Source organism: Burkholderia sp. BKH01 (genome assembly GCF_025685725.1).
In the GTDB taxonomy this organism is placed as follows: domain Bacteria; phylum Pseudomonadota; class Gammaproteobacteria; order Burkholderiales; family Burkholderiaceae; genus Burkholderia; species Burkholderia pyrrocinia_C.
On record NZ_JAOTQT010000029.1, the window covers coordinates 1 to 22362 of the forward strand.

19 protein-coding genes are annotated in these 22362 nt (G+C 68.0%); 11 read left to right on the top strand and 8 right to left on the bottom strand.

What is annotated here, in order from left to right:
* Positions 1-90 precede the first annotated feature (90 nt).
* The 3 genes from OEJ37_RS29590 to OEJ37_RS29600 form a co-directional block, all read right to left on the bottom strand.
* Positions 91-2919, bottom strand: coding sequence for a heavy metal translocating P-type ATPase (locus tag OEJ37_RS29590; RefSeq protein ID WP_263348051.1), 2829 nt, complete (start codon positions 2917-2919; stop codon positions 91-93).
* A gap of 183 nt (positions 2920-3102) precedes the next feature.
* The gene (locus OEJ37_RS29595; RefSeq protein WP_263348054.1) at positions 3103-3426 is read right to left on the bottom strand and encodes a type II toxin-antitoxin system HicB family antitoxin; all 324 of its coding nucleotides are present in this window, start codon (positions 3424-3426) and stop codon (positions 3103-3105) included.
* Positions 3423-3674, bottom strand: a complete 252-nt coding sequence (locus tag OEJ37_RS29600) for a toxin HicA (RefSeq protein ID WP_263348057.1) — start codon at positions 3672-3674, stop codon at positions 3423-3425. The genes OEJ37_RS29595 and OEJ37_RS29600 overlap by 4 nt, the downstream gene beginning before the upstream one ends.
* A 326-nt stretch (positions 3675-4000) precedes the next feature.
* On the opposite strand from OEJ37_RS29600, the gene OEJ37_RS29605 reads away from it, so the two are divergent.
* Together OEJ37_RS29605 and OEJ37_RS29610 are read left to right on the top strand one after the other, a co-directional pair.
* A complete protein-coding gene (locus OEJ37_RS29605) occupies positions 4001-5437 on the top strand; it encodes a DUF1254 domain-containing protein (protein ID WP_263348059.1) in 1437 nt (478 codons plus the stop codon).
* A 151-nt stretch (positions 5438-5588) separates the two neighbouring features.
* Positions 5589-9401 carry a DUF748 domain-containing protein gene (locus tag OEJ37_RS29610; protein ID WP_263348061.1) on the top strand — a complete coding sequence of 1271 codons (3813 nt, stop codon included), beginning with the start codon at positions 5589-5591 and terminating at the stop codon, positions 9399-9401.
* Positions 9402-9457: 56 nt separating this feature from the next.
* Here the strand turns inward: OEJ37_RS29610 and OEJ37_RS29615 are convergent, their stop codons facing one another.
* A complete protein-coding gene (locus OEJ37_RS29615; protein ID WP_059238606.1) occupies positions 9458-9679 on the bottom strand; it encodes a hypothetical protein in 222 nt (73 codons plus the stop codon).
* A 250-nt stretch (positions 9680-9929) separates the two neighbouring features.
* On the opposite strand from OEJ37_RS29615, the gene OEJ37_RS29620 reads away from it, so the two are divergent.
* Positions 9930-11606 carry an alkaline phosphatase family protein gene (locus OEJ37_RS29620; protein WP_175943044.1) on the top strand — a complete coding sequence of 559 codons (1677 nt, stop codon included), beginning with the start codon at positions 9930-9932 and terminating at the stop codon, positions 11604-11606.
* Between the two features lie 118 nt (positions 11607-11724).
* Here OEJ37_RS29620 and OEJ37_RS29625 read toward each other — a convergent pair whose 3' ends face one another.
* The gene (locus tag OEJ37_RS29625; RefSeq protein WP_174419193.1) at positions 11725-12621 is read right to left on the bottom strand and encodes a LysR family transcriptional regulator; all 897 of its coding nucleotides are present in this window, start codon (positions 12619-12621) and stop codon (positions 11725-11727) included.
* A gap of 162 nt (positions 12622-12783) precedes the next feature.
* Here OEJ37_RS29625 and OEJ37_RS29630 point away from each other — a divergent pair, with 162 nt between their 5' ends.
* The 7 genes from OEJ37_RS29630 to OEJ37_RS29660 all read left to right on the top strand — a co-directional run bounded on the left by OEJ37_RS29630 (position 12784) and on the right by OEJ37_RS29660 (position 18799).
* A complete protein-coding gene (locus tag OEJ37_RS29630; protein ID WP_263348067.1) occupies positions 12784-13635 on the top strand; it encodes an ABC transporter permease in 852 nt (283 codons plus the stop codon).
* Positions 13636-13642: 7 nt separating this feature from the next.
* Positions 13643-14674: an ABC transporter ATP-binding protein gene (locus tag OEJ37_RS29635; protein ID WP_175917121.1), complete on the top strand. Its 1032-nt coding sequence runs from the start codon at positions 13643-13645 to the stop codon at positions 14672-14674.
* A 36-nt stretch (positions 14675-14710) separates the two neighbouring features.
* Entirely contained in the window at positions 14711-15799 is a 1089-nt protein-coding gene (locus tag OEJ37_RS29640) for an extracellular solute-binding protein (protein ID WP_174419190.1), read from the top strand.
* Positions 15800-15809: 10 nt separating this feature from the next.
* A complete protein-coding gene (locus tag OEJ37_RS29645; protein ID WP_263348070.1) occupies positions 15810-16640 on the top strand; it encodes an ABC transporter permease in 831 nt (276 codons plus the stop codon).
* On the top strand, positions 16618-17166 hold the full coding sequence (locus OEJ37_RS29650; protein ID WP_263348071.1) for a DNA-processing protein DprA: 549 nt from the start codon (positions 16618-16620) through the stop codon (positions 17164-17166). Before OEJ37_RS29645 ends, OEJ37_RS29650 begins: the two co-directional genes overlap by 23 nt.
* Before the next feature lie 68 nt (positions 17167-17234).
* Positions 17235-18434, top strand: a complete 1200-nt coding sequence (locus OEJ37_RS29655) for a porin (RefSeq protein WP_263348074.1) — start codon at positions 17235-17237, stop codon at positions 18432-18434.
* Positions 18435-18604: 170 nt separating this feature from the next.
* Positions 18605-18799: a YqaE/Pmp3 family membrane protein gene (locus OEJ37_RS29660; RefSeq protein WP_044848494.1), complete on the top strand. Its 195-nt coding sequence runs from the start codon at positions 18605-18607 to the stop codon at positions 18797-18799.
* A gap of 127 nt (positions 18800-18926) precedes the next feature.
* Here OEJ37_RS29660 and OEJ37_RS29665 read toward each other — a convergent pair whose 3' ends face one another.
* Genes OEJ37_RS29665 through OEJ37_RS29675 form a run of 3 tightly spaced genes read right to left on the bottom strand, consistent with a single transcriptional unit; the run spans position 18927 to position 21527 of the window.
* Positions 18927-19106 carry a hypothetical protein gene (locus OEJ37_RS29665; RefSeq protein WP_263348101.1) on the bottom strand — a complete coding sequence of 60 codons (180 nt, stop codon included), beginning with the start codon at positions 19104-19106 and terminating at the stop codon, positions 18927-18929.
* Positions 19078-20085, bottom strand: a complete 1008-nt coding sequence (gene cydB / locus OEJ37_RS29670) for a cytochrome d ubiquinol oxidase subunit II (protein WP_174419187.1) — start codon at positions 20083-20085, stop codon at positions 19078-19080. The genes OEJ37_RS29665 and cydB overlap by 29 nt, the downstream gene beginning before the upstream one ends.
* 29 nt (positions 20086-20114) lie before the next feature.
* Complete coding sequence (locus OEJ37_RS29675) at positions 20115-21527, bottom strand: cytochrome ubiquinol oxidase subunit I (RefSeq protein WP_263348105.1); 1413 nt, start codon at positions 21525-21527, stop codon at positions 20115-20117.
* A gap of 501 nt (positions 21528-22028) precedes the next feature.
* Between OEJ37_RS29675 and OEJ37_RS29680 the strand changes: the two genes are divergently transcribed.
* Entirely contained in the window at positions 22029-22355 is a 327-nt protein-coding gene (locus tag OEJ37_RS29680) for a hypothetical protein (RefSeq protein WP_175943053.1), read from the top strand.
* Positions 22356-22362: the final 7 nt, after the last annotated feature.

Here is a 22362-nt window from a genome sequence, read left to right on the forward strand (position 1 = left end):
CAAACGCCAAACGCCAAACGCCAAACGCCAAACGCCAAACGCCAAACGCCAAACGCCAAACGGCCATTGGGCTAATGTCACCGGCACGCTTCAGCGCGCCCGCCCTTTCCATCTCCGCAGCAGCAGCGCGTTGGTCACGACGCTGACGCTGGAAAACGCCATCGCCGCGCCCGCGATCACCGGGTTCAGCCAGCCGAGCGCCGCGAGCGGCACGCCGATCAGGTTGTAGACGAACGCCCAGAACAGGTTCTGCTGGATCTTCCGGTACGTGCGTTTGGAGATGTCGATCGCGTCGGCGACGAGCGCCGGATCGCCGCGCATCAGCGTGATGCCGGCCGTGTGCATCGCGACGTCCGTGCCGGTCGCCATCGCGATGCCGACATCGGCGGCGGCGAGCGCGGGTGCATCGTTGATCCCGTCGCCGACCATCGCGACGATCCCGCCGTGCGTGCGCTTCAGTTCGGCGACGACGCGCGCCTTGTCGTCGGGCAGCACCTGCGCATGCACTTCGCCGATGCCGAGCGACGCCGCGACGGCCGCCGCGCTGCCGCGGTTGTCGCCCGTCACGAGCACGCTCGCGACGCCGCGCGCCGACAGCGCCGCGATCGCGTCGCGGGCGCCCGGCTTCACGGTGTCGCCGAACGCGATCAGCGCGAGCAGCGCGCGCGGCGCATCGGCGCGCATCAGCCACGAGATCGTGTTGCCCGCGCGTTCGAGCTCCGCCGCGCGCGCGTCGAGCGCGGGCGGCACTACCAGGCCGAGCTCGTCGCGCCAGCGCGTGCTGCCGAGCGCGAGCAACTGCCCGCCGACGCGTGCTTCCACGCCGCGTCCGGCCACCGCGCGCGCATCGGCTGCGACGGCCGACGGCGCTGCAGCACCGCGCGAGGCCACGTCCGCATCGTGTGCGGCGACCACGGCGCGAGCGAGCGGATGGTCGCTCTGGCGCTGCACCGCCGCCGCGAGCGCGAGCGCTTCGTCGCGCGGCATGCCGACGGCTTCGAACGCCGTCACGGACGGCTTGCCTTCGGTCAGCGTGCCGGTCTTGTCGAACGCAATCACGGTGGCGCGCTGCGCGAGCTCGAGCGCCTGCGCGTCCTTGATCAGCACGCCGTGCCGGGCCGCGACGCCCGTGCCGGCCATGATCGCGGCGGGCGTCGCGAGGCCGAGCGCGCACGGACACGCGATGACGAGCACCGCGACCGCATTGAGAATCGCGGTTTCCGTCCCGGCGCCGGCGATCAGCCAGCCGGACAGCGTCAGCAGCGCGATGCCGAGGATTGCCGGTACGAACACTTCGCTGACGCGATCGACGAGCCGCTGGATCGGCGCCTTCTCGGCCTGCGCGGATTCGACGAGGCGGATGATGCGCGCGAGTGTCGTCTCCGCGCCGATCGCGGTGGTTTCGACGACGAGCGCGCCTTCGCCGTTGATCGAGCCGGCGGTGACGGCGTCGCCGTCGTCCTTCGGCACGGGCAGGCTTTCGCCGGTGATCAGCGATTCGTCGATATGCGAGCGGCCCGACACGATCCGGCCGTCGACCGGCACGCGTTCGCCGGGGCGGATGCTGACGTTCGTGCCGACGCGCACCTGCGACAGCGGCACGTCGCGTTCGACGCCGTGCTCGACGACGCGCGCCCGATCGGGCCGCAGCGCGTTCAGCGCGCGGATCGCCTCGGTGGTCTGGCGCTTCGCGCGCGATTCGAGCCATTTGCCGAAGCGCACGAGCGTGACGATGACAGCCGACGCCTCGAAATACAGGTGGCCGGGATGCGCGTGATCGCGCAACAGCATCCACAGGCTCAGCCCGTATGCGGCCGACGTGCCGAGCGCGACGAGCAGGTCCATGTTGCCGGCGCGCGCCTTCACCGCATGCCAGGCCGCGCGGTAGAAGCGCGCGCCGAAGCCGAACTGCACGATCGACGCGAGCGCGAGCTGGAGCCAGCCGGGCAGCATCAGGTCGATGCCGAACGGCGCGACGAGCATCGGCGCGACGAGCGGCGCGCTCAGCACCGCCGACCAGATCACGAGGTTGCGTTCGCGAACCGCTTCGCGGCGCTTGCGGGCGTCGGGATCCTGCGCGGGGCTGGCCGGTTGCGCGTCTGCGCCGGCCATTGCGCCGGCCGCCGACGCGGCGGCGAGCGATGCGCGGTAGCCGGCCGTCGTGACCGCAGCGATCAGCGTGGCGGCGTCGAGTGCGCCGGCGCCGTGCACCGATGCGCGCTCGGTCGCGAGATTGACCGACGCGCGCGTGACGCCCGGCACGGCGGCCAGCGCTTTTTCGACGCGGCCGGCGCAGGACGCGCAGGTCATGCCGCCGATGTCGAGTTCGAGATCGGCGGAGGCAGCGGATTCTACCGGCGGGGTGGCGACGGCGCCGGCGACCGGTGTTGCGCCATAGCCGGCCTGTTTTACGGCTTCGACGAGCCGCGCGGCGGAAACGTCGGCCGCGGCGTCGACCGTGGCCCGTTCGGTCGCGAGGTTGACCGACGCGCGCGTGACGCCCGGTACCTTCGCGAGCGCCTTCTCGACGCGCGACACGCACGACGCGCAGGTCATCCCGTCGATATCGAGTTCGATCGTGGCCGTGGCTGCGGCTGCGGCTGCGGCAAGCGGTGCCGCGGGCGGCGCTTCGTCGCGCAGCGTGTGCGCAGCAGGCGCGACCGCGACGGTTTCGACCGCCGCGTCACGCACCGCCGCGCGGTAGCCAGCCTCGCGGACCGCGTCAACGAGCTGGCCGGGCTCGACCGTTTCCTGCGCGGTCACCGTCGCCGCGTGCGCATCGAGATCGACCGTCGCCTCGACGACGCCCGGCACGGTGGCCAGCGCGTGCTGCACGCGGCCCTTGCAGCCGCCGCAATGCATGCCGTCGACGCTCAGTTCGATCGTTTGCAGCGCTGCGGAGGCAAGTGGTTCAGTCATGTCGGATTCCCCAAAAGCGCGGTTCGTGCCGCGAATGAATCCAGTATCAACATTCCCATGATGGTAAGGTCAAGCGGTGATGACGCTGTTGAAGCACACAGGTTGTCACAACGCGGAAAAAGCAAACACCCGGCTTCCAGACGGGCAGCCGGGCAGGTCGTGTTTTTGCGCTCGACGAAGCGCTCAGGCGCAGAGCTTGGCGCTCGCGAGGCGATTCAGGCTGACGCCTTGCTCGGCGGCCTGGATCACCAGCGCGCGGTGTGCCTGCGGAGGGATGCGAACCTTGAATTCGCCGCTGTAGCTCCGGTCGGCGATCGGCTCGGGCACCTTCTCCCCGTTCGCGGCCATGTCGCGCACGACATCGGCGACGAGCCGGCGAATGCCGGCCAGTGCGCCTTCCGGCGTTTCGTCGAGCCATGAAAGAGACGGGAACTCCGCGCACAGGCCGACGTGCTCCCCGTCCTCCGGGGACCACGTTACGCGGTACGTAAAGTGGTCTTGGGTCATGATTTCAGTTCATTCAGTCGATCGATCGCGTCGAGAACCTGCCGCACCTGATAGGCCTTCGCTTTCCCGCGATCATTCTGGATATTCACTCGAGGATCGCCTTGCCACGGTGTCTTGAAAATAGCGTGGCTCGAACCGGATTGGCGGGCCGCTCCGAAGTGTGCCTCGCAGACCTTGAACCGATCGTTGAATCGCACATTCGCGGGCTCGCGCCTCGTCAGTTCGAGGATCTTCGATACGCTAGCCATACCGAATGGTGTCAATATTGGCACCATTTGTCAATCCGGAATTCGCCCCTTCCACCCGCGATTGTTTCGGCACGTGCGCCTGTCGTTCCGATATCTCGGGTTTTGTGACGAATCTCTCGAACTATTTCGAATTCGTCGACAGTGCGACCAGCGTTCACCCCGCTATTCGGCATATTAGGGATTGCCCCGAGGCGCTATGATACCGGCCTGACATCAGCGCCGACCGCCGCGAAACGGCTGTCCGGGCAAGCTGAGGTGCCTTGCTTTCGCCATGCGCGAGTCGAGCAGGGCGTTGACTGAAAAGAACGATATTCGGCCAGTAATCGATGATTGAAAACCAACGAGAATCAGTTTCTCTGCGGCGCGCGTGCGCGTCGCTGGCCATGGCGGCGTTGCTTGCGGGATGCGCGTCGCAACCCGACGCGATCCAGCGGAAAACCGGCTGGATGCGTGCGGAAGTCGCCGACTCCTATATCTATGCGTATCCGCTCGTGCTGATGGATGTCGCGAAGGAAGCGGCGACGGGCGGCGATGGCGCGCAACCGGGGCAGGCGCCGCTCAACACGCTGCGCCACGCGCAGGCGCTGCCGCCCGTCGGCGCGGTCAATCCGCCGCTGCCGGGCGTCGACACGCTCGACTCGACCGGCTGGCTCGACGTCGCCGCCGAACCCGTGATCGTCACGCTGCCCGACACGCGCGGCCGCTACTGGGACGCGCGCGCGCTCGACATGTGGACGAACGTGCTGTGGTCGTCGTCGAGCTTGCCGGCACGCGGTGCCCGCAGCGCGGCGCGATCGCAAACGATTGCCTTTGCCGCGAAGAGCTGGCAGGGCACGTTGCCGAAGGGCGTGCAGCGCGTCGACGTGCCGTCGGGCAATGCGTGGCTCGAAGTGCGGCTGCAGACGAGCGGCGGACGCGATCTCACGAACGTGAAGAAGCTGCAGCGCGCGATCCGCGTGGTGCCGCTGTCTGTTTACACGGGCGCCGCGCGCGGCGCGTCGGTTGCGGTCCATGCGGGCAGCGCGCCGTCCGAGGCGGTGGGCGGCGGCACGCCGGCCGAGCAGGTGGCCGCGCTCGACCCGAAGGCGTTCTTCGCGCGCTTCGCGCAGGCGCTGCAGGACAACCCGCCGCCGGCCGACGACGCGCACGCGCAGGAATCGCTCGGCGACATCGGCGTGTCGGCCGGCTACCCGGTGCTGTGGACGGGCGACCGCCTCGCGGCCGCGACGGCGGGTGTCGCCGAGGCGCGCGCGCGGCTCGCGACGCCGCCGTCGAACCTGCTGAACGCGAACGGCTGGAGCTGGATCGGCGACACGGCCGGCAAGTACGGCCAGGATTACGCGCTGCGCGCGTACGCGGCCTACACGCAGTTCGGCACCGCGACGCGCGAAGACGAAACGCTCGCGGTCGTCCGCGTGGACAGCGACGGCCATGCGCTGAACGGCGCGAACCGCTACGTGCTGCATTTCGCGCCGGGCGCGCTGCCGCCGGCGCGCGCGTTCTGGACGCTCACGCCCTACACGACGAACGGCGCGCTGCCCGACCTCGGGTCGGCGCGCCGCTCGCTCGGCGATCGCGACCGGCTGCGCCGCAACCACGACGGGTCGATCGACATCGTCGTGTCGGCGTCGCCGGGCGGCGCGTATGCGGGCAACTGGCTGCCGGCGCCGCGTACCGATTTCGCGCTCGCATTGCGCCTGTACGCGCCGAAGCCGCAGGCGACCGACGGCTCGTGGATGCCGCCCGTCGTCGTCCGGAAATGAACGGTCGACCGGCGCCGTTGTCCGACCCGCGGGCGCGGCGGCGGCGCCCGACCTCCGTACCGGCACCTCCTGAGCCTATACTTTCGGGATAGCGTGCGCGGCCGTCCGGTTTTCCGGTGCGGCCCAGCATCCATTCCCGAGATATTCAAGCATGGCAAGCGCAGACAAGAAAACCGTATCCTCGACCCTCCATGCCCTCGGCGGCGTTGCACGCTCGCGCCGGACCCGGCGTATCGGCATCGGCGTACTGATCTTCCTGGTTTTATTCGGACTGCTCGGGTTCTTCGCGGCGCCGCCGCTGATCCGCCATGTCGCCGAACAGCAACTGAGCAAGCAGCTCGACCGGCCGGCCACGATCCAGCGCATCGCGCTGAACCCGTACACGCTGAATCTCGAAGCCGACGGCATCCATCTCGGCGAGCGCGGCGGCCAGGGCGACTTCATCGACATCGGCAAGCTCGTCGTGAGGCCGTCGTGGGCGTCGCTGTTCCGCGGCGCACCGATCGTCAACGAAATCCGCGTCGATTCGCCGCGCTTTCACATCGTCCGCTACGACGCGCAGCGCTTCAACTTCACCGACCTGATCGAGAAGTTCTCGACGCCGTCCAAACCCGAAAGCAAGCCGACGCAATTCTCGGTGTCGAACATCCAGGTGAACGACGGCCGGATCGACTTCGACGATCGCCTGCTGAACGAAAAGCATGTCGTCGACAACTGGATGCTCGGCATTCCGTATATCGCGACGCTGGCGTCGAAGACCGACATCTTCGTCGAGCCGAAGCTGCGCATGCGTTTCGACGGCAGCCCGATCGCGATCGACGGCAAGACCAAGCCGTTCGCGCAGTCGCGCGAGTCGGAGATCGCGCTGAAGTTCGACCGCCTCGACGTGCCGAAGCTGATCTCGTACGTGCCGGCGAAGCTGCCGGTGGCCGTGACGAGCGGCCTGCTGAGCAGCAACCTCGCGATCAATTTCGCGATGAACGGCGCGACGCCCGCGCTGCGTGTATCGGGCACCGTCGACCTGAACGACGCGAAGGTGACGGACCATGCGTCCGCGCCGCTGTTCGCCGCGCGCGGCGTGCATGTCGCGGCGGCTGGCCTCGAGCCGCTGCGCAATGCGATGCACTTCGACGAGATTCGGATCGACCAGCCGGTGGTCGACCTGTCGCGCGACAAGCAGGGCGTGCTGAACGTCGAGAAGCTCGCCGCGCAGCCGGGCGCCGCACCGAAGGCCGAAGCCGGCAAGCCGGCGACGTCCGGTGCCGCAGCCGCTTCCGGAATCGCCGCCGCAGCAGCCAGCGGTGCGAAGGCCGAAACTGCCGCCGCAGCAGCCAGCGGTGCGAAAGCCGAAACCGCCGCCGCCGCGAAGGAGGCGCCGCCGCTCGACCTGACGATCCGTCATTTCGCGATCGACGGCGGCACGGTCAACGTCGACGACCGCGTGCCGGCGACGCCGACCGCGCTGTCGCTGACGAAGCTCGCCGCGACGCTCGACGGTTTCTCGCTGCAGGGCAAGACGCCCGCGAAGTACACGCTGTCGACGTCGCTGTCGCGCGGCGGCGACGTGACGGCCGAAGGCGCATTCAATCTCGCGGCGAAGCAGGCTGGCACGAAGCTGACGATTGCCGCGCTCGCGCTGCCGGCGCTGCAGCCGTACCTCGGCGAGGCGACACGCGCGCGTGTGCTCGACGGCACGCTCGGCGCGACCGTCAACGCACAGGCCGACTGGGGCAAGACGCCGCTCGCCGCGCAGGTCGCCGACAGCACGGTGAGCCTGAAGTCGCTGAAGATCGCGACGCCCGATACGAAGGCGCCCGCGATCGTGCTGCCCGACGCGAGCGCGAAGATCACGAAGGTCGACGTCGCCGCGCGCACCGCGGAGATCGCGAGCGTCGACGCGAGCGGGCTCGCGCTCGACGTGAAGCGCCTGAAGGACGGCAAGATCGATCTCGCGGCGCTGGCCGAACCCGCGCAGGCATCGGTGCCGCAGCGCACGGTCGCGCGCAAGGCCGAAGCCGCCGCGCCGTCGTGGCATTACCGGATCGACGCGCTGAACGTGAAGGATTCGTCCGCGAATTTCACCGACCTGTCGACGCCGCGCCCGGTGAAGCTGGCGATCAAGCCGCTGGAGCTGTCGGTGCAGAAGTTGAGCGACGACCTGACCAAGCCGCTGCCGGTGCAGCTGAAGGCGACGCTGAACCGCAAGGGTTCGCTGAACGTCGCGGGCGACGTGACCGCGCAGCCGCTGAAGGTCGGCCTGAAGATCGACGGCAACCGCCTCGACGCGGCCGCATTCGAGCCGTACTTCGGCAGCGTGCTGAACGCGACCATCGCGAGCGCGCTGCTCAATGCGCAGGGCAACCTGACGTTCGCGCAGGTGAAGGACACGCCGCGCGCGACCTATCGCGGCGACGTCGCGCTCGTCGACGTGCGGATGCTCGACAAGGCGACGTCCGACCCGTTCGCGGGCTGGCGCTCGCTCGCGCTGTCGAACCTGAAGGCGAACTACGATGAGAAGGGCACCGACGTCGACGCCGCGCGCGTGACGTTCTCGCACTTCTACGGCCGCGTGCTGCTCGACGCGCAGGGGCGCCTGAACCTGAAGGACGTCGTCGCGAAGGAGACGGGCCCCGCGCAGTCGCTCACGCGCGACGCAAGCAAGGGCGAGCCGGTGCCGCTGTCGCCGCAGGCCGCGTCGACGCCGGCCGTGGCCCAGGCCGCATCGGCCGCGTCCGCGCCGGCGGTCGTGAAGGCCGCGCAGCCGCCGCAGAATCCGGTGCGGATGCACTTCGGTCAGCTCGTGCTGCAGGACGGCCGCGTGACGTACACGGACAACTTCATCAAGCCGAACTACACGGCGAACCTGATCGCGATCAAGGGCACGGTCGGCGCGTTCGGCACGGATTCGACGACGTCCGCGCCGGTCGATGTCGCCGCGAACCTCGCGGGCAACGGGCCGATCTCGATCAAGGGTTCGGTGAACCCGCTGATCGAGAAACCGGCGCTCGACCTCACGGCGACCGCGCACGACATCGAGCTGACGAACCTGACGCCGTATTCGGCGAAGTACGCCGGCTATCCGATCACGAAGGGCAAGCTCAACGTCGACCTGCACTACCAGCTCGCGAACGACCAGTTGTCGGCGAACAACCACATCTTCATCGACCAGCTCACGTTCGGCGACCACGTCGAAAACGACACGGCGACGAAGCTGCCGGTGAAGCTCGCGATCTCGCTGCTGAAGAACACGCGCGGCCAGATCGACGTGAACCTGCCGGTGTCGGGTTCGCTGTCGAATCCGGAGTTCAGCATCGGCGGGCTGATCTGGCACGCGGTGCTGAACCTGATCGCGAAGGCCGTCACGTCGCCGTTCACGCTGCTCGCGAATGCGTTCGGCGGCGGCGGCGAGGATCTCGGCTATGTCGAGTTCGCGCCGGGTACGTACGCGCTGACCGACACGCAGCAGCAGAAGCTCGACACCGTCGTGAAGATGCTGACCGAGAAGGCGTCGATCCGCCTCGACCTGATCGGCCGCGTTGATCCGGCGAAGGACACGCCGGGGCTGCGCGACGCATATGTCGAGCGGCTGGTGCGCCAGCAGAAGCTGAAGGATGTGGTCGGCCAGGGCGAGAGCATCGATCCGATGTCGGTGAAGGTCGACCCGGCCGAATACTCCAAATACCTGACGCGTGCGTACAAGGCCGCCGACTTCAAGAAGCCGCGCAACCTGGTCGGCCTGCAGAAGACGCTGCCCGATGCGGACATGAAGCAGGCGCTGGCCGATCACGCACCGGCCGACGACAACGCGCTGCGTGCGCTCGCGCAGCAGCGCGCGCAGGCCGTGCGCCAGTACCTCGACGGGAAGATCGATTCGAGCCGCGTGTTCGTCGTCGCGCCGAAGCTCGATGCGAAGGGCATCGAGGACAAGGGCGCGACGACCCGCGTCGATTTCGGGCTCCAGTAAGCCGTCGTTTCATCCGCTGCCGCCGCGTCCGCACAAGCCGGGCGCGGCGGTTTTTTTCAGCGCGCGGCGATCGCCGGTTCGCGCTTGTCCAGTTCCTTCCTCGCGGCCAGCGGCAGACGTGCGTCGTCCCACTGCGTCAGCCATTCGATTTCCTTCGCGGTGAACACCTGTCCGTAATTGCGCAGCGCGTACTGCAGCGCGTCGACGACGTGATGGCGAATGATTTCGGGGGTGCGTGCATCGTCCAGCACGAACCGGAGAGCTTCCAGGGTCGACATAGTCGTGCTCCGGGTCAGGGAAAACCCTTTATCACACGCCAATAGTCGCGGGCCAAGCCGAAAAAAATTCCGGCCGCGCGCGCCGCCGCACCGAGCGGATCGCATTGCGACCGCTTCATGTCACTTGCGTTTGGTTACGTTTGACAGAGAACAGAAAGCCCCGCTTCATCCGGCCGCCGCACGATCCGGCGATATTTTGCGCGCCTGATGGCAAGTCACGCAGTTCAACATCAATCGGTGAGGTGGGGTGATGATTTCGTTTTTCGGTAAGCAGCGGAAGATGGCCGCGATGGTGGCGGGCGCGCTGGCGCTCGCAAGCGTGGGTGCGTATGCGGCGCAGCAGGACGGCAACGCTCAGGGCGAGGATCACGGCAATGCGCGCCGCGTCGTGAAGCACGTGCTGCTGATCAGCGTCGACGGCCTGCACGAGCAGGATCTCGCGCGCTGCATCGGCGCGAACACGTGCCCGAACATCGCGGTGCTCGCCAAGAGCGGCGTGACGTACACGAACGCGTACACGCCCGGCCTGTCGGATTCGTTCCCGGGCCTCGCGGCGCTCGTGACGGGCGGCTCGCCGAAGACGGCCGGCCTGTTCTACGACGTGTCGTACGATCGCAACCTGTATGCGCCGAGCGACACGACGTGCTCGGGCAAGCAGGGCTGGAACGTCGTGTTCGACGAAACGACCGGCATCGACGCGATCAATGGCGGCAAGCTCGTGCACCTCGACGGCGGCGGCGCGTTCAACCCGCAGGCGATCCCGCACGCGCGCGTGGGTGGCCAGTGCGTGCCGGTCTATCCGCACAACTACGTGAAGACCAACACGGTATTCGAAGCCGTGAAGGCCGGCGTGCCGAATGCGCACACCGCGTGGGCCGACAAGCACGCGTGGGGCTACGACTGGCTGAACGGCCCGTCGGGCACCGGCGTCGACGACCTGATGCGCACCGAGATCAACTCGATCGACCCGGCGACGAACACCGACTACACGGACGTCTATTCGCACACCGCGCGCTTCGACAACCTGCACGTGCAGGCGCTTATCAACCAGATCGAAGGCCGCGATTCGACGGGCACCAAGAGCGCGCCGGTGCCGACGCTGTTCGGCGCCAACTTCCAGACGCTGAGCGTCGCGCAGAAGTCGCCGGTCGCGAAGGGCGGCGGGTATCTCGACGCGGACTTCACGCCGAACGGTCAAGTCGCGAACGCGATCACGTATGTCGACAACTCGATCGGCCACGTCGTCGCTGCGCTGAAGCAGGCCAACCTGTACACGTCGACGGCCGTGATCGTGACGGCGAAGCATGGCCAGTCGCCGACCGACCGCACGAAGCTCGTGAAGAACGGCGACACGCTGACGAAGCTGATCGAAGCCAACAACTACCTCGACCCGAACGGCAACTTCGGCCAGAACAACACGTCGACGGGCAACCTGAACGACGGGTCGGGCCTGGTCGGCACGGGCTTCGTGCAGACCGACGACGTCGGCCTGATCTGGCTGCGCGACCGCAGCCAGCGCGCGGCCGTCGTGCAGACGCTGAAGGCGAACCTCGGCTGCAACGCGCCGGGGATCTGCGCGGACGGCTCGCAGGCCTACATCCTGTACGGCGCGGCGCTCGCCGACCGCTTCGGCGATCCGGCCAACGGCCGTACGCCGGACATCATCGTCCAGCCGAATCCGGGTGTGATCTACACGTCGAGCACGAAGAAGGACGAGGAGCACGGCGGCAACGCGCCGGACGACAGCCACCTCGGCCTGCTTGTGTCGTACCCGGGCATCCATCGCGCGCGCACCGTGAACGATCTCGTCGGCACGAAGCAGGTCGCGCCGACGATCCTCGAGCTGCTCGGCGCCGATCCGCGCCTGCTGCATGCGGTCGTGGCCGAGAACACGCGCGTGCTGCCGGGGCTCGGTATCGGGCGTTGAGCGTAACGGGCGGCGCCGCGCTTCCGGCGCCGCCATGCCGTCCGAGCCTGTCCGGCCGTGCCGCCCGGGCTTGCCCGGGTCCATGCCGCCCGAGCCTGTCCGGCTATGCCGGACAGGCTCATCCGTTCGCGCATTCGTCGAGCATCCATTCCCTGAAGCGCTGCAACGCAGCGCTCGTCTCCAGGCGCTCCGGCGCGTAGCACAGGTAGTGCCCTTGCGCGTCGACGTCGACGGGGGCGTCGAACGGTTCGACGAGCGCGCCGGTCGCAAGCGTGTCGACGATCAGGAAGCGCGGCACGAGCGCGAGCCCGAGCCCGGCCTGCGCGGCCTGGATCAGCACCGAATACTGTTCGAAGCGCGGCCCTGACAGCGCGTTCATGTGGGCCGCGCGATGGCGCTCCGCCCACATGGACCACGCAATCTCCGCCTGCTCGTGCACGAGCCGCGGCGCGGATGCCGCGTCGGCCGGTGTGCGCAGCGCATGCCGCGCCGCGAATTCACGGGAACAGACCGGCACGAACGTCCGGCCGTCCAGGTAATCGCAGCGGACGCCTTCCCATGCGCCGTCGCCATAGCGGATCGCCGCGTCGAGTCCGAACGGAAACACGTCGCCGTGAGCCAGATGGCGGCGAAAACTCAGCGTGACGCCCGGCGCGACGGCCAGAAAGCGCGCGAGCCGCGGCACCAGCCACTTCGTCGTGAAGGTCGGCACGCTCGCGATCGTCAGCAGATCGCTGTTCTCGCGCGCGCTCAGCAATTCGATCGACGCGTTGCCGATCTCGCGCAGCGGGCCGATCACGCGCGCGTGATAGACCTGTCCGGCCCGCGTGAGCGCAAGATTGCGCCCCTCGCGCACGAACAGCTTGACGCCGAACAGTGCCTCGAGATTCGCGATCTGCCGGCTGACCGCGCTGGGCGTCAGGCCGAGCTCGCGTGCCGCATACGAGAAGTTCAGGTACTTCACGGAACTCGCGAACGCGTGCAGCTCCGCGATGTTGGGAAACAGGTGCTTCACGGCGAACTATTCCTTGCGCGCACAGATCGATGCGGGCGTTGTACGTTTTTTTCATGACGATGCCATGTCGGATCCGCACACTGCGTCCGTCACGACAATGCATGCCGACCCTGTCCGGCGGGCGTTGCGTGACCCATTCCGTGTCCGTCAGCGAGTTTCGCCATGCATCCGCCATCCGCTCCGGCCCTTGCCGAAGCTATTCCGATTCGTCGTAACAAACGGCCGCACGCGATGGCGGGACGCCTGCTGCTTCAGGCACTGGTTGCGGCCTTCGCGCTGTATCTCGCGTTGCCGATCGCGCTGCTGCTGATCGGCTCGGTCGGCCAGTCGTGGACGAACACGCTGCTGCCGTCCGGCATCACGTCGCACTGGTTCGCCGATCTGGCCGCGAATCGCAGCTTTACCCGCGCATTCGGCGTGAGCCTCGTCGTCGCGCTCGCCTGCTGTGCGATCAATGCCGTGCTGGCGCTGCCGCTCGCGTATGCGCTGCATCACCGTGCACTGGCCGGCTGCGGCTTCGCGGCGCGCGTCGTGATGCTGATGCCGATCGCGGTGCCGGCGCTGACGCTCGGGTTCGGCTACATCGCGATCTTCAGCGGCGATGCGCTGCCGTGGCTCGGCACGCTGCCGCTGATGATCGCCGCGCACGCGGTGCTGACGCTTCCGTACTTGCTGCAGACGCTGCTGAGCGACCTGCGCCACCTGGGCCTCGCCCATCTCGAGGCGTGTGCGGCGACGCTTGGCGCGACGCCGCTGCGCCAGTTCTTCACGATCGTGGTGCCGAACCTGCGGCACAGCCTGTTTTCCGGCCTCGTGATGGTCGCCGCGCTGTCGATCGGCGAATTCCAGATCTCGAACCTGATCGCGGGCTTCCGCTATCGCAACTATCCGATCGTGCTGCTGCAGGCGTTCTACGGCGCGTCGGGGATGGCCTGTGCGGCGACCGTCGTGCTGCTCGTCCTCGCCGTGTTCGCGACGCTCGCCTCCGTCTTTACCGTGCAACGCCTGAAGTGAAACCGTCATGAGTCTCGATTTCGAAAACGTCAGCTTTCAGTATCCGGGCGCCCGTCACGGCGTCGACGCGGTCACGCTGTCCGCGGCCCAAGGCGAACTGCTCGCCGTGATGGGCCGCAGCGGCTCCGGCAAATCGACGCTGCTACGCCTCGCCGCCGGGCTGCTCGACGGCTACCGCGGCCGCATCGCGATCGTCGGCCACGACATGGCCGGCGTGCCGGTGTGGCAGCGCGAGATCGGGATGGTGTTCCAGCACTACGCGCTGTTTCCGAACCTGTCGGTCGTCGACAACGTCGGTTATGGCCTGAAGATGCGCGGCATGACGGCGGCACTGCGCCGCCGCCGCGCGCTCGAGATGCTCGAACGCGTCGGCCTCGCCGCGCAGGCCGACCGCAGTACGGCGCTGCTGTCCGGCGGCCAGCAGCAGCGCGTCGCGCTGGCGCGCGCGCTCGTGATCGAGCCGAAGCTGCTGCTGCTCGACGAGCCGCTCGCGGCGCTCGATGCCGGCATTCGCCACCAGCTGCGCGACGAGATCCGCGCGCTGCAGCGCGCGTGCGGCGCGACGACGCTGCTCGTCACGCACGACCAGGACGAGGCGCTCAGCATGGCCGATCGCGTGGCGATAGTCGACGGCGGACGCATGTTGCAGGCCGGCACCCCGCGTGACCTGTACGAGCGTCCGGCGACCGCGCAGGTCGCCCGCTTCGTCGGCCATTCGACGCTGCTGCGCGGCCGCGTGCTCGCGCACGGCGCGGTCGACGTGCGGTTCACCACGCTGTGCGCGGATACGGGGGCGCACCGGCCGGGCGACACGGTCGACGTGCTGGTCCGGCCGGAACACCTGCAGCCCGATCCGCCCGAATACGTTGCGAACCGCATCGACGGCCGGGTCGGCGAGGTGCGCTATTTCGGCGCGACGCAGCGCTTCGACTTCGTGCCGGCCGGTGCGACCGACACGCTGCTCGGCGAAGGGCGCGAGCTTCCCGCGCGCTGCGTGTCGATCGAGCCGCGCCACCTGCTCGTGCTGCCCGCCGCGTAAGCGCGGGCGACCCTATTCATTCAACGGAGAATCACGATGTCTGCACGCCGCCACTTCCTTCTTGCGACGCGCCGCCGCCTGCTGGCGCTTTGCGCGTTCGCGACCCTCGCGCCGGCGCTGGCCCATGCCGCGCCGCTGTATCCCGGCGAGGACGCGCTGTACGAGAAGGCCGCCGACGAAGGGCTCGTCGTGTCGTTCGACACGGGCCCGGAATGGGCGAACTGGAAATCGCTGTTCGCCGAATTCCGCAAGCGCTATCCGAAGGTCGAGATCACGTACAACGACATCGGCTCGGCGGCAACGGTCGTCGCGCTCGACAAGTCGCGACGTCGCCCGCAGGCCGACACCGCGTACTACTTCGCGGCGTCGGCGCTCGATGCGACAGCCAAGGACGTCGTCGCGCCGTTCAAGCCGGTCAATTTCGACAAGCTGCCGCCGGTGTTTCGCGCAGCCGACGGCCGCTGGTTCGCCGTGCACTCGCTGAACATCGCGTTGCTCGTCAACCGGAAGCTCGTGAAGAACGTGCCGCAGCGCTGGTCCGACCTGCTGAAGCCCGAATATCGCAATGCGGTCGTCTATCTCGACCCGCGTTCGACCGGGCAGGGGCAGGTCGCCGTGTTCGCTGCAGCCTATGCGAACGGCGGCAGCGTCGACAACCCGAAGCCGGGCGCGGATTTCTTCGGCAAGCTGAAGCAGGCGGGCAACGTGCTGCGCGTCGAGGGGACGACGCCGTACGCGAAGTTCGTCAAGGGCGAGATTCCGATCCTGATCGGCTACGAGAACGACGGGCTCAAGGCCAAGTACACGGATGGCATGGGCGACGCGGCCGAAGTCGTGATTCCGCAGGACGGCAGCGTATCGGCGCCGTACGCGATGAGTCTCGTGAAGAACGGCCCGAACCCGGCCGCCGCGCAGTTGTGGCTCAACCTCGTGATGAGCGATGTCGGCCAGGCGCTGTTCGCGCAGGGCTACGTGCGCCCGGCCATACCCGGCACGCCGGTTGCGCAGGACGTTGCCGCGAAACTGCCGAATGCGCCGCAGGTGCGTCCGCTCGACGTCGCGAAGGCCGCGACGCGCAAGGCCGAGGTCGACCAGCTCTGGTCGCAGGCCACGCTCGGCAAGTAAGGGGAACGGGATGCGGGTCTCGTCCATGCAGCGCGGCGTCCTGCGCCGCTACGGCGCGGTGCCGGCGGCCGGGCTGTTCGCGGTGTGCTTCGTGCTGCCGCTCGCCGCGCTCGTCGGCGCCGCGTTCGACGGCGGCGGTCGTGCGTTTGCCGCGGTATTCGGCGATCCGCTCGTCGCCGACGCAATCGTGCGTTCGCTGGCGCTCGCGATCGGCGCCGGCACGCTGTCCGTCGCGGTCGGCGTGCCGGTCGCGTTCGTGCTGGCCAGGCAGTCGCCGGCGCGCCGCCGCTGGTCGCTCGCGCTGCTCGGTGTGCCGCTTGCGTTCTCCGGCCTCGTGATCGCGTACGGCTTCATCCTCGTGTTCGGCCGCGCCGGTTTCGTGACGACGCTGCTGGCGTCGCTCGGCGCGGATCCGACCGTGGTCGGCGGCGCGATCTACACGATGCCGGGGCTCGCTTTCGCGTACGCGTACTACCTGATCCCGCGCGTCGCGCTGATCCTCTACCCGGCGCTCGCGAATCTCGACCGGCGACCGCTCGAGGCGGCGCTGACGCTCGGCGCTCGGCCGTGGCGCGCGTGGTTCGACGTCGCGTGGCGCGAGCTGTGGCCGTCGATCGCGTCGGCGTGGTGCCTCGTCAGCGCGATCGCGCTCGGCACGTACGGCACGGCGCTCGCGCTGGCCGGCACGCAGATCAACATCCTGCCGCTGCTGATGTACCTGAAGCTGTCCGACGGACAGACCGATTTCTCGCAGGCCGCCGTGCTGTCGATCGTGCTGACGGCGCTCTGCACCTGCGTTCTTGCATTGGGGGAAGGACTTGCACGGCAACGACATCATTGAATGGTCGAACCAGGCGCGCGACGCGCTGGAGCAACTTGCACAACGGCAGCGCGGTGCGACCCGGCACCGGATGCCGGTCGGCGTGATCGGCCCGCGCGATGCGACGGACGCCCAGCTCGCCATCGCCGAGCGAATCGCGCACGGGCTCGCGGCGGCGGGCGTCGCGATTGTCGGCGGCGGCAAGCAGGGCGTGATGGAGGCGGCCGCGCGCGGCGCGCATGCGGCGGGCGGTTGCGCGATCGGGCTGCTGCCCGAGGACGATGCGCTGCACGCGAATCCGTATCTGACCGTCGCGCTGCCCACCGGGCTCGGCATCACGCGCAACGCGCTGATCGCTCGCGCGTCGCTGTGCCTGATCGCGGTCGGCGGCGGGCTCGGCACGTTGTCCGAGATCGCGCTCGGGCTGCAATGGGGCAAGCCGGTGTTCACGATTTGCGACGCGCCGCAGGTGGCGGGCGTCGAGTGCTTCGACGAAGCGGACCTGCTTGTCGCGCGAGTCGCGCAGTGGCTGTCCGGTTCGGCGTAGGTCGGCATTCCGGGTAACCGGATGCATCGTCTCGAGTGGTATCGATCGAATAAATAGGAATCCTCTACATGAAGAAGATCACTTTTGCGCTTTGCGTTGCCGGCAGCCTCTGCACGGCGGCGCATGCGCAAGGCACCGTCACGCTCTACGGGATCGTTGACGCAGGTTTGGGGTACGCGAGCAACCAGCGCGTCGCGACGAGCAAGGGGGCGCTCGGTTCGCCGGTCGCGTATCGCGGCGCGTCGAGCTACAGCTTCGCGAGCGGCACGTGGTCCGGCAGCCGCTGGGGGCTGAAGGGCAAGGAAGATCTCGGCGACGGGCTCGCGGCCGTCTTCCAGCTCGAGAGCGGCTTCAACATCGGCACCGGGCAGCTCGGCCAGGGCGGGCGGATGTTCGGCCGCCAGGCGTGGATGGGGCTGTCGAGCACGCGCTACGGTACGTTGACGATGGGCCGCCAGTACGATCCGATCGTCGATTTCGTCGGCTCGATCGGGCCGGGTTCGTTCCTGACCGGCATGGGTGCGCATCCGGGCGATCTCGACAACATCGACAACCAGTCGCGGGAGAACAATTCGGTCAAGTATGTGAGCCCGTCGTTCGGCGGCTTCACGTTCGGCGGACTGTACGGCTTCGGCAACCAGGCGGGCAGCGCGAAGAACCAGAACACGTGGAGCGTCGGCGGCCAGTACGTGAACGGGCCGTTCGCGATCGGCGCGGCCTACCTGTATGCGACCAACGCATTCGGGGCGAACGGCGGCGCATGGACCGGCTCGTACGACGGCACGTTCGCGTCGTCGATCAACGAGGGTTTTGCGTCGTCGAAGAGCATGCAGATCGTCGCGGCCGCGTCGACCTACCAGATCGGCGCGGTGACGCTGGGCCTGTCGTACAGCAACACGCAGTATCGGGCGGGCGCGTTCTCGACGTTCCGGGGCAACGCGACCTACAACTCGGTCGGCGGCACGGCGTCGTGGCAGGTGTCGCCGGCGCTGCGCGTCGCGGCCGGCTACGACTTCACGCGCGGCAGTTCGGTCGGCGGTGAAGCCGCGCCGAAGTATCACCAGTTGAACCTGGCGTCGTACTACTACCTGTCGAAGCGGACCGCGCTCTACGGTCTCGTCGGCTACCAGAAGGCGAGCGGCAAGACGCTCGACCCGTACGGTAACGTCGTCGCCGCGACGGCGTCGGTCGGCGACGTCGGCAACGGCATCTCGTCAGCGGGCAACACGCAGACGCTCGTGCGGGTTGGCATGCGGCATACGTTCTGATCGTCGCACGATCGCACTCCGGCGAATTCGATTGGCCCTCGCATGTCGCGAGGGCTTTTTTTCGTCAGGTCGATCACCCGGATCACGCCGGGCCCGGACTTGAAATGAGGGGAGCAACCCGCCATATTGGCAGCGCATGAACTTTCAACGACGCCTCCAGAGGATTCCCGATGCGCCTTCTGCTTGCCCTGCTGTTACCGTGGTTCCAGTTTTTCACGATCGGTCGCCCGATCGCCGGCGTGATCTGCCTGATCCTGCAGCTCACGATCATCGGCTGGCTGCCGGCCGCGATCTGGTCGGTGTATGCGCTGAGTCAGTACAAGACCGATCGCAAGATCGAAGCGGCGCTGCGCGAGCGGCGGTAAGCGGTGGAGAGGGAGGAGGCGCGGCGTCGCGCATTAGGCAGGCGTTAGCCGTTGCGGACGGGCGAAATCGCCCGGCGACGAGAAAGCCGCCGCCCGGACCGTCGTTCGATCCAGGCAGCCGCTTCGTTTACTTCACCGCAAACAGCGTCAGGTTCATGAAGATCTTGAACGCATAACCGAGCGTGACGGCGCCGGCCACGCCGCCCGCCCACAGCACGACGAACCACATCCAGCCGCGCATCCGCGGCCGAGGTGCCACGCGCGGGCGATCGGCGGAATCAGTGGTGGTAGTAATGCTGGTCTTCATGGCGCACCTTGCCTCGGAATACCCAGTAACCCATCGTCGTGTAGGCGATGATGATCGGGAGGATAACCGCTGCGCCGACCAGCGTGAAGGTCTGGCTGGACCGCGGCGCGGCCGCTTCCCAGATCGTCATCGTCTGCGGAATCGCATACGGGAACAGCGTGACGAGCAGACCGACGTAGCCGAGCAGCACGAGCGCCAGCGCGAGCACGAACGGCGTCATGTCGTGCCGGTCGCGCACCGCGCGCCGCATCCACACCGCGCACCCGGTGACCAGGAACGGCACCGGCAGCAGTCGCCAGAACAGCCCCGAATCGAACCAGCGCTGCGCGATGGCCGGATCCTGCAGCGGCGTCCACAGGCTGACGACCGCGATGAAGCCGAGCAGCACGACGGTCAGCGGCCACACGACGCGATGCAGCCGGCGTTGCAGGTCGCCTTCGGTCTTCGCGACGAGCCAGCAGCAGCCGAGCAGCGCATAGGTCACGATCAGGCCGAGGCCCGTCAGCAGGCTGAACGGGGTGAGCCAGTCGAACGCGTCGCCCGCGAACACACCGTCCTTCACGGTGATGCCCTGCAGGAACGCGCCGAGCGCGATCCCCTGGAACAACGTCGCGCCGGCCGAGCCGCCGATGAACGCGAGATCCCACAGGTGCTTCGTGCGTCGCGCCTTCGCGCGGATCTCGAACGACACGCCGCGGAAGATCAGGCAGACCAGCATGAAGATCAGCGGCAGGTACAGCGCCGACAGCACGGTCGAATAGACGATCGGGAACACCGCGAACAGCCCGGCGCCGCCGAGCACGAGCCACGTCTCGTTGCCGTCCCACACGGGCGCGACCGTGTTCATCATCAGGTCGCGTTCCTTCTCGTTCGGGAAGAACGGGAAGACGATGCCGATGCCGAGGTCGAAGCCGTCGAGCACGACGTACATGAAGAGCCCCAATGCGATGATCGCGGCCCAGATTACGGTGACGTCCATAGGTTTTCTCGATTGCGGATGGGGTGGGCTCAGACGGTCTCGATCAGCTCGTCGACGGCCGACATCGGGCGGCGCGCGGTGTGATCGGGGCGCGTGTCGGGCGTGTCGTCGTGCTTCGCGTCGGGCAGCGCGGGGCCGGCCTTCATCAGCTTCAGCATGTAGTACACGCCGGTGCCGAACACGAGGAAGTACACGATCACGAACGTCATCATCGACAGGCTGACCTGCTGCACCGACAGCGGCGACACGGCCTGCGCGGTGCGCATCACGCCATACACGACCCACGGCTGGCGGCCCGCTTCGGTCGTCACCCAGCCCGCGAGCAGCGACACGAAGCCGGTCGGGCCCATCGCGAGCGCGAAGCGCTGGAACCACTTCGATTCATACAGGCGGCCGCGGCGGCGCAGCAGCCACGCGAGCGCGGCGAGGCCGATCATCGCGAGGCCGAGGCCGACCATGATCCGGAAGCTCCAGAACACGACGGTCGAGTTCGGGCGGTCCTCGGGCGGGAATTCCTTCAGCCCGCGAATCTCGCCGTCCCAGCTGTGCGTGAGGATCAGGCTGCCGAGGTGCGGCACCTTCACCGCATAGCGGGTCGTTTCCGCCTTCATGTCGGGAATGCCGAACAGGTTGAGCGGCGTGCCGCCCTTCTCGGTTTCCCACAGCCCTTCGATCGCGGCGATCTTCGCGGGCTGGTGCTTCAGCGTGTTGATGCCGTGCTGGTCGCCGATCAAGGCCTGCAGCGGCGCGAGTACGAGCAGCAGCCATAGCGCCATCGAGAACATCTTCTTCACGCCCTGGTCGCGGCGGCCCTTCAGCAGGTGCCATGCACCCGTCGCGGCCACGACCAGCGCGGCGACGATGAACGCGGCGATCGCCATGTGGAACAGGCGGTACGGGAACGACGGGTTGAAGATGATCGCGAACCAGTCGGTCGGCACGACGCGGCCGTCGACGATCTCGAAGCCCTGCGGCGTCTGCATCCAGCTGTTCGACGCGAGGATCCAGAACGTCGAGATCAGCGTGCCGATCGCGACCATCAGCGTCGCGCCGAAGTGCGCGCGCGGACTCACGCGGTTCCAGCCGAACAGCATGATGCCGAGGAAGCCGGCTTCGAGGAAGAACGCGGTCATCACCTCGTACATCAGCAGCGGGCCGGTGACCGAGCCGGCGAAGCTCGAGAAGCCTGACCAGTTGGTGCCGAACTGATAGCTCATCACCACGCCGGAGACGACGCCCATCCCGAACGCGACGGCGAAGATCTTCGACCAGAACAGGCAGAGACTCTTGTAGTACGGCTTGCCGGTCTTGAGCCAGCGGTATTCGAGCACCGCGATGAAGCTGGCGAGGCCGATGCTGAGCGCCGGAAAGACGATGTGAAACGAGACGGTGAACGCGAATTGCAGGCGGGCCAGATCGAGGGCCGAAAGAGCGGTGTCCATACCAGATGACCGAAGCTGACGATACCCGCCGGCGGGTGCCGGCGGACCCCGGCCGACAGGCGGCGGGGTTGGCTGGAGTATGTGCCGCGATGTTGCACCGCGAAATGCGCCAACTCGTCGCAGATGTCCAGCCCGCCGCGCGCGATTCCGGGATAAATCGTTGATTCGTATCAAGAAGGCCGTTCGTGGCGCGTGCGACCGTAGCGTGGCGGTCTGACGCACGTGCGTCAATATGGCGCGTCGCGTCATCGGAACGGTTCGATGCGTGCGCCCGTATCGCGCGGAACCCCCGGCGCGCCGCCGTGCGTGGCCGATCCGTTTCGACGCGTTAGCCCGTCATTGCGGGCGACGCGCGGGAGGGGCGTGGCAGGCGGGGTCTGTCACATTGGTAACGTCGCGCAACATTCGCGTATTCACCCGTGATGGATGCCGAACGGCGTGCGGCGTAGCGTTCTGGGTGTCGGGTTCGCATCGACGAACCGGTCTGTCGGAGAACGTGACGTGAATGGATCGAAGCTCGCGCTGGGCGCGGCGGCCGCGGTGGCGCTCGTGACGGGCGGCGCGGCGCATGCCGCCCGGGTGGGGGTCTACATCGGCCCCGGCTACCCGTATTACTACCCCGTCGCCCCCGCGCCGTATTACTACCCGCCGCCCGTCGTCGTGGTGCCTGTCGCTCCCGGCCCGCCACCCGAGTATGTCGAGAAGGGGCAGCCGCAGGACGATGGCGATGCGAACCTCTGGTACTACTGCGACGCGTCGCGACACTACTACCCGTATGTGAAGACCTGCAAGTCGGGCTGGCGATCGGTGCCGGCGCGGCCGCAGTGACGGAGGC

What these genes read in the sequence shown, in the direction of transcription:
- OEJ37_RS29620 (WP_175943044.1), top strand. Translation starts at nt 9,930, where the DNA reads ATGATTTCGTTTTTCGGTAAGCAGCGGAAGATGGCCGCGATGGTGGCG.
- OEJ37_RS29610 (WP_263348061.1), top strand. Translation starts at nt 5,589, where the DNA reads ATGGCAAGCGCAGACAAGAAAACCGTATCCTCGACCCTCCATGCCCTC.
- OEJ37_RS29595 (WP_263348054.1), bottom strand. Translation starts at nt 3,426, where the DNA reads ATGACCCAAGACCACTTTACGTACCGCGTAACGTGGTCCCCGGAGGAC.
- OEJ37_RS29645 (WP_263348070.1), top strand. Translation starts at nt 15,810, where the DNA reads ATGCGGGTCTCGTCCATGCAGCGCGGCGTCCTGCGCCGCTACGGCGCG.
- cydB (WP_174419187.1), bottom strand. Translation starts at nt 20,085, where the DNA reads ATGGACGTCACCGTAATCTGGGCCGCGATCATCGCATTGGGGCTCTTC.
- OEJ37_RS29675 (WP_263348105.1), bottom strand. Translation starts at nt 21,527, where the DNA reads ATGGACACCGCTCTTTCGGCCCTCGATCTGGCCCGCCTGCAATTCGCG.
- OEJ37_RS29655 (WP_263348074.1), top strand. Translation starts at nt 17,235, where the DNA reads ATGAAGAAGATCACTTTTGCGCTTTGCGTTGCCGGCAGCCTCTGCACG.
- OEJ37_RS29590 (WP_263348051.1), bottom strand. Translation starts at nt 2,919, where the DNA reads ATGACTGAACCACTTGCCTCCGCAGCGCTGCAAACGATCGAACTGAGC.
- OEJ37_RS29665 (WP_263348101.1), bottom strand. Translation starts at nt 19,106, where the DNA reads ATGAAGACCAGCATTACTACCACCACTGATTCCGCCGATCGCCCGCGC.
- OEJ37_RS29630 (WP_263348067.1), top strand. Translation starts at nt 12,784, where the DNA reads ATGCATCCGCCATCCGCTCCGGCCCTTGCCGAAGCTATTCCGATTCGT.
- OEJ37_RS29640 (WP_174419190.1), top strand. Translation starts at nt 14,711, where the DNA reads ATGTCTGCACGCCGCCACTTCCTTCTTGCGACGCGCCGCCGCCTGCTG.
- OEJ37_RS29635 (WP_175917121.1), top strand. Translation starts at nt 13,643, where the DNA reads ATGAGTCTCGATTTCGAAAACGTCAGCTTTCAGTATCCGGGCGCCCGT.
- OEJ37_RS29600 (WP_263348057.1), bottom strand. Translation starts at nt 3,674, where the DNA reads ATGGCTAGCGTATCGAAGATCCTCGAACTGACGAGGCGCGAGCCCGCG.
- OEJ37_RS29615 (WP_059238606.1), bottom strand. Translation starts at nt 9,679, where the DNA reads ATGTCGACCCTGGAAGCTCTCCGGTTCGTGCTGGACGATGCACGCACC.
- OEJ37_RS29605 (WP_263348059.1), top strand. Translation starts at nt 4,001, where the DNA reads ATGATTGAAAACCAACGAGAATCAGTTTCTCTGCGGCGCGCGTGCGCG.
- OEJ37_RS29660 (WP_044848494.1), top strand. Translation starts at nt 18,605, where the DNA reads ATGCGCCTTCTGCTTGCCCTGCTGTTACCGTGGTTCCAGTTTTTCACG.